This window comes from Myxacorys sp. (genome assembly GCF_059501405.1).
The window spans coordinates 1-12,305 of the sequence record NZ_JCACCM010000014.1 but is presented as its reverse complement, the minus strand read 5'-3'; the positions used below and the strand labels follow the sequence as shown (position 1 = coordinate 12,305).

Below are 12,305 nucleotides of genomic sequence, written 5' to 3'. Positions count from 1 at the left end.
GGTATTGCAGCGAGGTTGTTACTTTTATGGTTCAGGAAAGAGCGTTTCCCACATTTCAAACTGCCCCTGCCCAAGTGACGCGGGAAGAGGGGCTAATGCTCTACGAGGACATGGTACTGGGGCGCTCTTTTGAAGACAAGTGCGCCGAAATGTACTATCGGGGCAAAATGTTCGGGTTTGTTCACCTATACAACGGTCAAGAGGCAGTCTCGTCAGGCGTCATTAGAGCGATGCGTCAGGGAGACGATTACGTATGCAGTACTTACCGAGATCACGTCCATGCGCTTAGCTGCGGCGTGCCTGCGCGAGAAGTGATGGCAGAACTGTTTGGTAAAGCGACCGGGTGTAGCAAAGGCCGGGGTGGATCGATGCACCTGTTCTCTGAGAAGCACCGCTTGCTAGGAGGATTTGCTTTTATTGCAGAAGGCATTCCAGTCGCGACTGGAGCCGCATTTCAAACGAAGTATCGCCGGGAAGCGATGGGTGATACGAGTGCAGATCAGGTCACGGCGGCTTTCTTTGGCGACGGCACCACCAACAACGGTCAGTTCTTTGAGTGTCTTAACATGGCGGCCCTCTGGAAGTTGCCTATTCTATTTGTGGTCGAAAATAACAAGTGGGCGATTGGGATGGCGCACGATCGCGCGACCTCGCAACCCGAAATCTACAAGAAAGCCAGCGTATTTGGGATGCCGGGATACGAAGTCGATGGGATGGATGTTTTGGCAGTGCGCGGTATTGCTGAAGAAGCCGTAGCGCGTGCCCGTGCGGGTGAAGGTCCAACGCTGATCGAGTGTTTGACCTATCGCTTCCGGGGCCACTCGTTAGCTGACCCAGATGAACTGCGATCAAAGGCTGAGAAAGAGGCATGGTTGGCTCGCGATCCAATCAAAAAGTTTTCTGCCTACCTGATTGAGCAAAACTTGGCGGATCAGCAGGAACTCAAAGATATCGATAAAAAGATTCAAACTGTGGTGGAAGATGCGGTTCAATTCGCGATCGACAGTCCTGAGCCTGATCCGAGTGAGCTTTACAAGTACATCTTTGCGGAAGATTAAAGTAGGTGCGATTCGCGCAAAGCGTAACTCTGTCCTAATCGGGTTAGGTTCTTCTCCAGCGTCCTCCTTGACGCGAAGTTCTAGAAATTCTGCCTAAACTTTCCTGATCGCGACCTGAAATTTGGGAATAGTGGATTGGTAGATGCACCCTGATGAATCCCCTGGCACTCGTGCTGGGGGTTTTATTGCTTTATGGGACTTCACCCAGTAGCGCCACAACGATTAGCTCTTCAACTCTGAGGGCGTGACCGTCTTCCACTACGAGCGTGGAATGCTTCTCGGTCACAACATGCAGCGATTCATCCAAATAAGCTTCTAGAATAGCTGGATGCACATAATACTTCCGACAAGTTGCGGGTCGATTGCCTAAGTGAGCTGCAACGGCTTTGATCGCTTGCGTAATATTTTTTTTGGCGGCGGTCTGCGAGGTAAAACGACCCATTTCTGAGAGATGAGTCGCAGCGAGAACAGTTCCGGCCCAAGTCCGAAAATCTTTAGCGGTGAAATCGTCTCCAGCAATTTCTTTGAGATAGTCGTTCACATCCGTTGACGTGACATCTTGAACATTGCCATTTTCGTCAAGATACTGAAATAATTCTTGTCCAGGCAGATCTTGACAGCGTTTTACAATTTTTGCGAGACGTTTGTCTTTGACTTCAATTTCATGATCGACGCCGCTTTTTCCTCGAAAGGTAAATTGGATTTTTGAGCCAGAGATATCAGCGTGTTCGTCTTGGAGCGTTGTCAGGCCGTAAGAGTCATTGGTTTTCGCATATTCGTCGTTGCCAACTCGAATGCGCGTCAACTCCATCAATTTTAGAACTGCCGCTAATACCTTTTGCTTGGGCAATCCTGGTCGCGCTAAGTCCTTCTCTAGCTGGCGTCGAATGTTGGGCAGCGCTTCGCTAAATGCCATCATTCGGCTGAATTTGGACTGGTCACGCACCGTACGCCACAGGGGATGATATCGGTATTGCTTGCGCCCTTTGGCATCGCGTCCGGTTGCTTGAAGATGCCCATTTTCTAGCGGACAAATCCACACTTTTTTATAGGCAGGTGGAATAGCTAAGGAGTTGATGCGATCGATCGTCTTCTGGTCTCGAATGCGATCACCGTTCACATCAAAATAGATAAACTTCTTCCCTGACTTCTGCCGTCGAATCCCTGGCATGTCGTCCGTTACATACTTCAGTCCAACTGCTTCAGCAGATTCAATGGGGCTTGCAGACGCTTCTACATCAATTGAGTCTAGGTCAATCAAACGTTCGCTCTGGAGTTGCATAGTTTGCTAATTGTGAGCTTAGGCTCCTATATTCGGTAGCGTAACGGATAGCAACTGTTGCGGACTCTACAGCAAAGCAGAAGTTGATTCACAAGTGGGGTCTGCCTTTTGAGTGACTTAAACTACACTAGTCAAATCCTACGGCGAGAAGCTAGGCATGCAGGGTGGTTATGCCTTTGAGGCAGCATCAATCTAGTCAGCAAAAAAATAGCGGATGAATGCTCTGCTTCACCCGCATACTGCTGATTCCAAGCCAGTCCTAATCTTTCGATGAAAGAATGGTTAGAGTTTCATCAGGCACTCACGGCAGAATCGCTAGACTCTTTCGCCGCGACTTCTGATTGACTTGACTCTTTCAACACACGCTTGTAGAGCTTGCTCAACTGAGATGCTACACCATCCCAACTAAAGATCGTCTCAACTCGCTCTCGTCCAGCTTCTCCCAACTGGTCGCGCCATTCAGGACTAGACAGAATCCGAGAGATCGCGTCTGCAAAGACAGCATCATCTTTAGGAGGTGCAAGCAGCCCTGTGACTTCTGGAATCACAGTGAATTGCAATCCGCCCACCGCGCTAGCGACGACAGGCGTCCGGCTTGCCATTGCCTCGATTGCGACTAATCCAAACGGTTCGTAGTGGCTGGGCACAACGCAGACATCTGCGGCGGCGTAGTAGAGGTGGAGATTATCTAGCCCTAAGCGCCCAGGAAAAGTAGTGACATCTTGCAAACCAAGGTCAGCAACAATGCTCTCAATGCGATCGCGCTCTCTGCCATCGCTGTGACCCGGACGACTACCACCACCGATGACCAGCTTAAAGTTATCTTGCCGTTCTAAACGTCCCACAGCACGAACAATCGTTTCAATGCCTTTGCGCGGATCAAACCGTCCAACGTAGAACACAATTTTGGCGTCTTGATCAAGACCCAACTGCTGACGAGCTTCTGCACGGGAAACACAACCAAAGCGGCGGATATCGGTTCCGCAAGGAATAATATCAACCTCACCTTTCGTTGAGACAAGCGATCGCATGTGGTCTTCTTCCTGCGGACTCGTTGCGACAATCCGTTCTGCCGTCTCTAAGCAAGTTTTCTCGGTTGCTAAACGTGTTTTGGCAATCAGTGGAATCGTTGAAACAGCTTGATACTTAACTGCACCGAGCGAATGATAGGTGTGAATCTGCTTCGCGCCCTGGAGTTTCTTTAACTGAAGCCCTACCCAAGAAGACAACCAATAATTCGTGTGAACGATCTCGTACTGTGCTCCTAAATCGCTCTGAAACTGTTGAAACGCTTGCACAAACTCTGGCAAATACTCGAATAGTTCGTCTCTAGGAATAAATTTTTGAGGTCCAGCGGTGAGTCGAATCGTGCGGCAATCGGGTGTGTGTTGCACAATCCCAGCTTGATCAGGAGTAGAACGCCGGGTAAACATATCAACCTGCCATCCCTGGCGCGATAGCGCTTCACCGACTTGGCGCACGTATACATTCTGTCCGCCTGCTTCTTCTTTACCAATTTCAATTGCCGGATCACCGTGAACCGAGATCAACGCAAGCCGCTTTTTATGACTTGAAATAAACATAGATCAATTCACCAAAACACACTAAAAGGGATCACTAATAAAATGGGGACGAATGTACCGCAGAAACTCTGGTTCAATCCGGTATATTCTATTGATTTAAACAATACAAATAAGAGTATTTCTCTTCATCAGTCATGGGAAATAAATCGATATAGAAGGACACCGATTCTTCTATCAGTTAAGTTGAGCTTACCTATGTCATAAGGTGGATGGCTTTTCATAGGGAGTTGAGCATTCACAGTGCAAGACATTGTGATTCTAGTTGAGGATCTAAAACAGCTAGTGTCCGTTTCTACGCCTTAGAATTCTAATAACTGCGCAATATAGAATGTTCTGTTTATGATATTTAGCGTGCAGAGCAATATGCCTTTATCCTTACAGTAACACGTTGCTAATACTTGAGTAGATTGTAGAATTTGAGAGCATCAAGACCAATCTAAGTAGAAGTTTAGAAGTAACAAAACAACGCAAAAACTGTCATTTTAGAGACAGTTTTCTTCGCTTATCCCAGGTTCTATCCCTCTATAGAAGAAGGCAATTCAGAGCCAACTAACAATTAATCGCATCTGAAACCAAAAAATTAGGAGACAGATTTGGCACCTATCTCCTGCTGAAACGTTAGCAAGGTCTAAACTAAGTATTACATTCTAAATCGGCTAATACAACCGACTCAATACATAATCAGTTAATTTGATTAAGGCTTGGCGAGACTGGGATGGAGGCAGATCAGAAAGACAATCTGTTGCCAGTTTTGCGTGGTGCGCAGCGAGTTCCCGCGATCGCTCAATTCCATGACTACCGTGGACTAGCGATAATGCTTGATCCAAATCACCATCTTGAGCAAATTCTCGTTCGATCAATGCTTCCAAATACGGCTTTTCTTTTAATGCGTATAATACCGGAGCCGTTAAATTGCCGCTTTTTAAATCCGAGCCAGCGGGTTTACCTAATCCTTCTGTAGATGCCGTGAAATCTAAAATGTCATCAACGATCTGAAATGCTAAGCCTAAATGACGACCGTAATTGTAAAGCTTTTGCGCTTGAGCATCTGAAACATCACTCAAAATGCCTGCAGCTTTGGAACTATTAGCAATTAATGATGCTGTTTTGTAGTAACTCTTTTCAAGATAAGCATCAATTGTAAGTTCGGTTGCAAATCGGTTTAAGCCTTGCTGAATCTCACCTTCTGCCAAGTTCATAATGACTTCCGACAGCAGCTTGACAACTTCTAAATTATCTAGATTTGCAAGATACCAAGAAGATTGAGCAAACAAAAAATCGCCCGCCAAGACAGCAACTCGATTGCCAAAACTAGTATGCACCGTGGGGATGCCGCGCCGAATTTCCGACTCATCTACTACATCGTCATGTACCAGACTTGCGGTATGAATCATCTCAGTGATTTCTGCTAACCGTCGATGGCGGGGAGTGATGTCCTGATTGGGCATCGTCGCCCGTGCCACTAGCAGCACGATCGCGGGTCGGACTCGTTTTCCCTTTGCGCCAAAGAGATGCTCTGCAGCAGCGTAGAGCATTGCGTGACGGGCACCAATTAGATTTTTAAGGTTCTCCGTCAATTGGGAAAGATCTGCCTCGACTGGAGAAAATAAAGATGTTGCTGAAGTCATGGACATGCCGACTCAGGGGCGATAGTTAAGTTATTTTAAGGCTTATGACTTTATTCTAAGGTACTAGACTGCTAGATCAAAGGAAATGCTGGAAATTAGTTTGGAAAGGCGCAAAAAATGAGCAGCATGGCTGCCTCAGTCAGGCTGACAATTTCTCACAAAGTTGAGGTGGGGCGAAGATTTTTAGAATACTGATACTAAAATAGCCCTGAAGCGCAAAAGCTCAAGGGCATTAATAAGCTTGGTATACGACGCTTTGATCTCTAGAGCAGAGGCTCACATCCCTACTCTAGAGATCAAACCATAACCTTCATCTTCAGTTGTTCGTATGATGCGACCGAATGAGTTATGGATTCTTATCCTTCAAATCTTGACGCCAGCAATGCTCCAGCAGACGGCGTTCTGAGAGCCTCCAGCAGTGCTCTAATTGGCGGATCTTGTGACAGTGAGTAAACTCACGGGGATTAAGGATGAAGGGTTGATTGGCGTCAAACAAGGGTTGGTTTAAATATGCCCAGAACGGAAATCTGTCGAAGTTGTGGAATTGAGGATTCATGCCGTGTGTGTGAGTGAACTGCGAATCAAATAGGATTCTAACCGTAAGTCACCTATCCGGAGAATGATCTTTACAATCACTAATTCGCAAAGTATGGCACTGAATTAATTGCTTTTGAAAAGGGAAACCTTAATTTTGTTAGCGTTTCATCGCTTCTCTAAGAAAAATTAAATCTCATTAATTCTCCTTTAAATAACAAAATCAAAGCCTGGAAAACTGTCTTTAACTACGAACTACTTGTAACTATAAATTTACTAATGTTTTTGCCTTTTCATGCAGAGCGATCGCTTCTTGTCGCGCCCATTGATCTGCAACCAATATATCTTCTAGGGTTGGATTGAGCTTATTTTGAGATTGATAGCGATCGCAGACTTGTTCAATTAATTTCGGAATATCCAAGAAGCGAATTTTCTCTTCTAAAAATAGAGCAACGACTTGTTCATTTGCCGCGTTCAAAATGGCGGGCATACATCCGCCAGCACGACCAGCAGCGTAGGCAAGTTGCATACAGGGGTACTTTGCATGATCGGGTTCGCGGAAGGTCAGGTTTCCAGCTTTGACCAAATCTAAGCGCTCCCAATCGGTATGAATCCGGTCTGGGTAGGACAAGGCATAGAGTAACGGAAGCCGCATATCTGCCCAACCAAGCTGCGCTAATACAGAGGTGTCTTGCAACTCGATAAGCGAATGAATGATGCTTTGTGGATGAATCACGATTTCAATATCGTCATACTCCATACCAAACAGATAGTGGGCCTCGATTACTTCTAATCCTTTGTTCATCAAGGTGGCAGAGTCGATGGTAATTTTGCGACCCATCGACCAGTTTGGATGCTTCAATGCGTCCGCTACTGTCACCTCTGCTAGCTTCTCGACGGGTAAATCTCGAAAGGCACCGCCCGATGCTGTGAGGAGAATCTTACGCAATCCTCCTTGAGGAACGCCTTGTAAGCATTGAAAAATTGCAGAATGCTCGGAATCGGCAGGCAATAACTTGACGCCGTGTTGCTGAATGAGCGGCAAAACAACTGGGCCTCCAGCAATTAAGGTTTCTTTATTGGCGAGAGCAATATCTTTTTTGGCTTCGATCGCGGCGATCGTTGGCAGCAATCCAGCACATCCGACAATTCCGGTAACCACGACTTCCGCATCACCGTATCGGGCTACTTCAACAATTCCCGCGTCTCCAGATAATAAGATAGGTTGCGGATTCAGGTCTGCGATCGCGGCTCTCAGGTCTTGCTCTTTACTTTCGTCACAAATAGCAACAATTTGTGGGCGAAATTGACGGATCTGTTGGGCAAAGAGTTCAACGTTTCGCCCGGCGGCCATGCCAACAATCCGAAACTGCTCTGGGTACTGAGCCACAATATCCAGGGTTTGGGTTCCAATTGAGCCAGTTGAGCCAAGAAGGGAAAGTGCTTTCACGGTTCGGTTGTGGTGACACGCCAACCGTATCTTACGGGGTAGAGGGGACAAGGGGATAGAGGGAGAGAAAGAGCGTTACTTAGGCAGGACATCGTTCGCCCAGCTAACTAGTTTTCGGAGAAGTCTGGATATATCGTTTTTGGGGTTCACGGGCTTATCTAAAACAATATAAGTTCACCTAATGTCGAACTAGGTGAATTTACATCCTTTCACGATCAAAAATTCTTTTGACTCCGCTTTGCAAAATATTGAAGGAATTCGGAAGCGAGGCGCGATCGCTTAGGCTAAAACTATTTCGCTAGGTTGACCTTCGGTTGCACTTTTGATGCGAGTTCTCATGCTTTTACGAACGCGATCGCTCGTGCGGACTCCGCCGGCCAATTCATATTCATGGCTATCTCGACCGTATTCAAACGCAACGCCCAACAGCATTTTATCGACTAAGGTATTTAACTGCTTTTCGAGATCGTCGAGTTCATTCTGGGTGGCATCAATTACGGCAAGCGCATCATTGTAGGCGTTCAATCGAGTGCGGACTTTATCAATTAGCTGAGTCAACTGCGGGATGTTACGATCGTTGCCAAAATCGATTGTGGGATTAATTGCTTTCAGTCCGGCGATACGGATCTCAGCTTTTTTTGAGTGCAGAAGAAGTACGCTTTTTTCTAGCCATAGTAGAGACTTCAAGATAACAGGACACTTCTAAATTAGCTGGCACATTGTGATAATCGGAGGCGCAAATCTCGCAGATTTTTTGTATTGTTTGAATAAAGATATGTGGACTGAATCAGTAGTTGTACTGGAAAAATTACAAAAGCTCAAACATGAAGAACAAAAACTCGAACATGAAGAACAAAAACTCGAACATGAAGAACAAAAGTTTGAGCATTAAGAACAAAAGTTTGAGCATTAAGAACAAAAGTTTGAGCATTAAGAACAAAAACTCGAACATGAAGAACAAACGTTAGTCCATCGATAACATAAATGGAAGCTTTAGTTCTTACCGAATAAACATAGGTTATTAAAGTACGTTGCTCTGTTCTTGGTGCGGTTCCTTTGGAGTTGTGCCTTGGCGCTAATCGCATTAAGAACAAAACCCTGTCGATCAAGAACTGAGCTTTCTACTGCGATCGTTAATCTGGTAGCTCTGTATCGCCGCTAGGGGAAATAGAACTATCTTTGTTTCCTTCTGGCATTAGCGCTGCTGCGATCGAGGATCTGCTTGAATCGCTAGTGTAGGTTTGAGGCGATCCTTTCAAAGGTGGCACAGCAGAATCGCAAATCAAGCTCAACCAAACTCTTTTGTGTAAAATACGATCCTGAAGGAAGCTTGCTTTGCAGTTGAGTGGCTTTACCGGACTGAAGCACTAGCGATGGGGGGAAGTGACGAAAGTGAGTCAGCGAGACAAGCTACTGGTCAAAATCTTGCTGGGCAACTCCGATGCCAACATTCCTTTTGAGCAACTCTGTCAACTGTTGTGCAATCTTGGTTTTGAGGAACGCATACGAGGCAGCCACCACATCTTTTCTAAAGAAGGGGTTGAGGAAATCTTGAACCTCCAGCCTAAGCAAGGAAAAGCCAAGGCGTATCAAGTTAAACAAGTCCGCACTATGATTTTGAACTATCAACTTGGAGGTCAAGATGAAGATTCGGTATGAACTCATCATTTACTGGAGCGATGTGGATCAAGCGTTTATTGTCGAGGTTCCAGAACTGCCGGGTTGTATGGCAGATGGCGAAACATATCAAGCCGCCGTGCAAAATGCGGAAGTTGTGATTGGAGAATGGATTGAAACGGCACAAGCGTTAGGGCGACCGATCCCAGAACCCAAAGGTCGATTACTATTTGCGTAGGTTGTTAGTTTAGAATAGTTGAAACTGATTGACTTGCTGATAGAGATGTGTGAGCGTGATCAAGCTCAATTAGATACTTCTATGTAGAAGAGCAGTTCGGTTCTAGAAAAAGCTACTTCACAATCGGATAGCTTTGCTACACGAGGCTTGAAAATAAAGACTTGATGAAGAGTTAACCTGATTTCCCTTGTCTAAATATATAATTCTGAATTACGGTTTGTACGAAATCAAATCTGCTCATGTTAACAGACTATCTTCTGTAATAAGGTTACATTTCAGAGCGTTAGATGGGTTTGAACGGGTCAGAGCAGTCTAGATAATTAGTTAGACCACACATTCTTCTGCATGGACACGGTTGCAGTTTCATCCGTATCGTCTGAAATGATTTCTTGCTAGCTGAGATACGCTCGATGAAGCTTGACCATCACAAGATCACTCAAACGAGAAGAAGCCGATGGATGGAACCACTCCTAAGGAAACACAGCTTGATCTAAAGGAAAGTAAAGCAAAGACTGACGCAGAATCCGGCAAAGAACGTAGGTGGCTATCGTCCCCATTAATTCTTACACTTGCAGGATTGCTTGGTACTGGGTTTGGAGCCGCTCTTCAAGGATACTCAAGCTTTCAACTGGAGAGACAAAAGTTCGAGTTTAATCTAGTTCAAAAAGCATTAGAAACTAAAGATAGAAGTGAGGCTGCAAAACAATTAGTTTTTCTAATTGACTCTGGTGTTATTCGGAGTTTGGATACTGAGAGAATACGAGAAATAGTAGAAAACAATCAATTGCCCACTTCGCTCAACGCTTCTGCGAAGAGGAAGGCTGTGCTTAAACCTTCTTCAAAAGGTACATACCAACTTGTGAGTGCAGGTGGTCTTTGTTTAGATGCAAAGGATTACGGCTATGACAAGGAAGGAGGCAGTTTGCAAGTTTGGTCTTGTAGTAGTCAACCGCCTCTACCGCCTCAGTGGTGGAAATTTCAGCTTCAGCAAGGTCTTCAGCAAGGTCGCATTCTGAGTGCAGGGAATCTTTGTTTAGATGCAAAGGATTATGGGGAAAAACGCCTGGGTAATCCTTTACATCTGTGGAAGTGCAACACACAAGCTGCTCAAAAATGGACATATTTGCACGGAAAAATTTTAAGTGCAGGTAATCTTTGTTTAGCCATAAAAAATAATGGAGAAAGCCAGGATGGCTCTCCGCTACATTTAGAGCAATGCAAAGGAAGCCCTACACAGACATGGAGTTTAAGACAAGTTGAAGTTGAATAGATGCGCGGTCTATCAAGACGCCACAATATGTGAAAGATAAACACTAAGTACAAACGCTCACAGCCCCTTTAAACATTATGTGTCGCGTTTTTAGGCGGCTTATATCAGGTTTTCACAAAACCTCATGTTAGAGCGATAAGTGTAAGTATCACACTTCTAGAGCTTAAAAAGCGATCGCACTCTAAGTTAGTGATAAGACCTCTTGCAAAAGTCAACTCTTTGACTTGAGTTCGTAGTTATAGATGCCAGCAATCAGGTTGAATCGTAAGCCAAATCTGCGTCTGCGATTGCGGTAACGTTCCCCAAGAATCCGAAAAATCTTCAGGCTGCGATTGACATGCTCAACAACAATCCGCTGAGTTGCGAGGGTTCGATTCGCCTGCCGTTGAGCCTGAGATAAGTGAGCGCCTTTTGGCTTCTTCGTAGGGGTCTGACTATTGGGATGGAGTTGCGCAACTCCCTGATACCCCTTGTCACCTAAAAGCTGGATCGTGGCGACGAACCGAACTTGGCTCATCTTAAACAGACGAAAGTCATGAACTCTGCCTTTGCCGTGAGCCGTGCATACAATTGCCCCGGTGCCTTGGTTGACCACCAACTGCGACTTCAAGGGATGATGCCTTTTCTTACCGGAGAACATGCGTCGTTGGTTTTTTTTGGACGCTCGACTGGACTTTCCGTCACGTCCACCACCACGACTTCGAGAACGCAGTCCGATTGCACCAATGCCTTCTTTCCAGGCAACCGAAATCGACCGGAACGAATCAAGGTCTGCTCGACATGCCGAATGATCCGGAACGCAGTGGACTCATTGATATTCCAGCCTTGAGCAATGTGGAAGTAGGTGCGGTACTCTCGCCAGTATTGCAACGTCAGCAGCACTTGGTCTTCCAAGCTCAGTTTGGCAGGACGACCAGGTTTGCGTTTCGCCTGTTGCTTTTGCTTCAGAACGGACACCATTTCTGAAAAGGTCGTGGTTTGAACGCCGCAGAATCGCTTGAAGGCTTCGGGCTTCAAAGTTCGTACTTGTTCGTAGGTCATCAGGTTCTCCTCTCAATCACCTCACTATTTCCCCTATCGATGACTTTTGCAAGAGGTCTATAGAACGATCGCACTCTAATGTTGCTGTGGAGCGATCGCATTTTAGGTAGTGTTGGTAGGCTACTTGAGATGTGTAGTTATGCATAATGGGGCGCGTGGGAGAAATGTTAGGCTGATGAGATGATGACTCGGAGAATCTCAGATGCCGTCCACTGCTCAAGAGATTTATGACCAACTCATTCGAGCTTTACCCCCGACTGAACGCTTACGTTTAGCAACGCTGATTCTCAATGAGCTAGTCCAGCAAAATTCATCCATTATCGATCAACAGGATGATTGGACTGAACAGGATCAAACAGATGTCGTTAGTTTTTCGTTGCAGTACGCAGCCTCTTTGTTCCCTGACGAGGAGGTTGTTTGATGCCCTTCAATGCTGGTGATTCAGTGACCGTTGATCTTCCAGGTGCGATGGAAATAAAACGCCGTCCCGCTCCCGTCGTATCCTCTGCAACCTATCACGTAGTTTTCGGTGAGGGTGGAGTCGTAAAGTGGTGTTGCATACTAAGAAATGATGATGTAGGACTGAGTTATGAACTGCCCTCGC

At 45.9% G+C, this 12,305-nt stretch carries 13 protein-coding genes; 6 read left to right on the top strand and 7 right to left on the bottom strand.

Features of this window, described 5'->3' with window-relative positions:
- Positions 1–26 precede the first annotated feature (26 nt).
- A complete protein-coding gene (gene pdhA, locus AC5I6P_RS01325) occupies positions 27–1,058 on the top strand; it encodes a pyruvate dehydrogenase (acetyl-transferring) E1 component subunit alpha (RefSeq protein ID WP_495691956.1) in 1,032 nt (343 codons plus the stop codon).
- A 190-nt stretch (positions 1,059–1,248) separates the two neighbouring features.
- Here pdhA and AC5I6P_RS01320 read toward each other — a convergent pair whose 3' ends face one another.
- From AC5I6P_RS01320 to AC5I6P_RS01295, 6 genes are all read right to left on the bottom strand, one after another.
- Positions 1,249–2,340: a DNA topoisomerase IB gene (locus AC5I6P_RS01320; protein WP_495691955.1), complete on the bottom strand. Its 1,092-nt coding sequence runs from the start codon at positions 2,338–2,340 to the stop codon at positions 1,249–1,251.
- 293 nt (positions 2,341–2,633) lie between these two features.
- Complete coding sequence (locus AC5I6P_RS01315; protein ID WP_495691954.1) at positions 2,634–3,923, bottom strand: glycosyltransferase family 4 protein; 1,290 nt, start codon at positions 3,921–3,923, stop codon at positions 2,634–2,636.
- Between the two features lie 656 nt (positions 3,924–4,579).
- The gene (gene sds / locus AC5I6P_RS01310) at positions 4,580–5,557 is read right to left on the bottom strand and encodes a solanesyl diphosphate synthase (RefSeq protein ID WP_495691953.1); all 978 of its coding nucleotides are present in this window, start codon (positions 5,555–5,557) and stop codon (positions 4,580–4,582) included.
- A 340-nt stretch (positions 5,558–5,897) separates the two neighbouring features.
- Positions 5,898–6,107: a hypothetical protein gene (locus tag AC5I6P_RS01305; RefSeq protein ID WP_495691952.1), complete on the bottom strand. Its 210-nt coding sequence runs from the start codon at positions 6,105–6,107 to the stop codon at positions 5,898–5,900.
- 243 nt (positions 6,108–6,350) lie between these two features.
- Positions 6,351–7,535: a 1-deoxy-D-xylulose-5-phosphate reductoisomerase gene (gene dxr / locus AC5I6P_RS01300; RefSeq protein WP_495691951.1), complete on the bottom strand. Its 1,185-nt coding sequence runs from the start codon at positions 7,533–7,535 to the stop codon at positions 6,351–6,353.
- A 279-nt stretch (positions 7,536–7,814) separates the two neighbouring features.
- A complete protein-coding gene (locus tag AC5I6P_RS01295) occupies positions 7,815–8,222 on the bottom strand; it encodes a hypothetical protein (RefSeq protein WP_495691950.1) in 408 nt (135 codons plus the stop codon).
- A gap of 705 nt (positions 8,223–8,927) precedes the next feature.
- Here AC5I6P_RS01295 and AC5I6P_RS01290 point away from each other — a divergent pair.
- The 3 genes from AC5I6P_RS01290 (at position 8,928) to AC5I6P_RS01280 (ending at position 10,660) form a co-directional block, all read left to right on the top strand.
- Positions 8,928–9,194, top strand: a complete 267-nt coding sequence (locus tag AC5I6P_RS01290; protein WP_495691949.1) for a type II toxin-antitoxin system HicA family toxin — start codon at positions 8,928–8,930, stop codon at positions 9,192–9,194.
- Entirely contained in the window at positions 9,178–9,390 is a 213-nt protein-coding gene (locus tag AC5I6P_RS01285) for a type II toxin-antitoxin system HicB family antitoxin (RefSeq protein WP_495691948.1), read from the top strand. The genes AC5I6P_RS01290 and AC5I6P_RS01285 overlap by 17 nt, the downstream gene beginning before the upstream one ends.
- Before the next feature lie 454 nt (positions 9,391–9,844).
- A complete protein-coding gene (locus tag AC5I6P_RS01280; RefSeq protein WP_495691947.1) occupies positions 9,845–10,660 on the top strand; it encodes an RICIN domain-containing protein in 816 nt (271 codons plus the stop codon).
- Positions 10,661–10,871: 211 nt separating this feature from the next.
- Here the strand turns inward: AC5I6P_RS01280 and AC5I6P_RS01275 are convergent.
- Positions 10,872–11,701 (bottom strand): IS5 family transposase gene (locus tag AC5I6P_RS01275; RefSeq protein WP_495691946.1). Its coding sequence is split into 2 segments (ribosomal slippage): positions 10,872–11,311 and positions 11,311–11,701, totalling 831 coding nucleotides; the frame shifts between segments, so codons are not numbered across the junction.
- Between the two features lie 202 nt (positions 11,702–11,903).
- On the opposite strand from AC5I6P_RS01275, the gene AC5I6P_RS01270 reads away from it, so the two are divergent.
- Both AC5I6P_RS01270 and AC5I6P_RS01265 read left to right on the top strand, forming a co-directional pair.
- Positions 11,904–12,122: a hypothetical protein gene (locus tag AC5I6P_RS01270; RefSeq protein ID WP_495691945.1), complete on the top strand. Its 219-nt coding sequence runs from the start codon at positions 11,904–11,906 to the stop codon at positions 12,120–12,122.
- Positions 12,122–12,305 (top strand): hypothetical protein (locus AC5I6P_RS01265; RefSeq protein ID WP_495691944.1); only part of this gene is annotated, 184 nt, incomplete at its 3' end. The genes AC5I6P_RS01270 and AC5I6P_RS01265, both read left to right, overlap by 1 nt.

Coding starts and splice junctions, on each gene's coding strand:
- pdhA (WP_495691956.1), top strand. CDS start 27: ATGGTTCAGGAAAGAGCGTTTCCCACATTTCAAACTGCCCCTGCCCAA.
- AC5I6P_RS01320 (WP_495691955.1), bottom strand. CDS start 2,340: ATGCAACTCCAGAGCGAACGTTTGATTGACCTAGACTCAATTGATGTA.
- AC5I6P_RS01315 (WP_495691954.1), bottom strand. CDS start 3,923: ATGTTTATTTCAAGTCATAAAAAGCGGCTTGCGTTGATCTCGGTTCAC.
- sds (WP_495691953.1), bottom strand. CDS start 5,557: ATGTCCATGACTTCAGCAACATCTTTATTTTCTCCAGTCGAGGCAGAT.
- AC5I6P_RS01305 (WP_495691952.1), bottom strand. CDS start 6,107: ATGAATCCTCAATTCCACAACTTCGACAGATTTCCGTTCTGGGCATAT.
- AC5I6P_RS01285 (WP_495691948.1), top strand. CDS start 9,178: ATGAAGATTCGGTATGAACTCATCATTTACTGGAGCGATGTGGATCAA.
- AC5I6P_RS01280 (WP_495691947.1), top strand. CDS start 9,845: ATGGATGGAACCACTCCTAAGGAAACACAGCTTGATCTAAAGGAAAGT.
- AC5I6P_RS01270 (WP_495691945.1), top strand. CDS start 11,904: ATGCCGTCCACTGCTCAAGAGATTTATGACCAACTCATTCGAGCTTTA.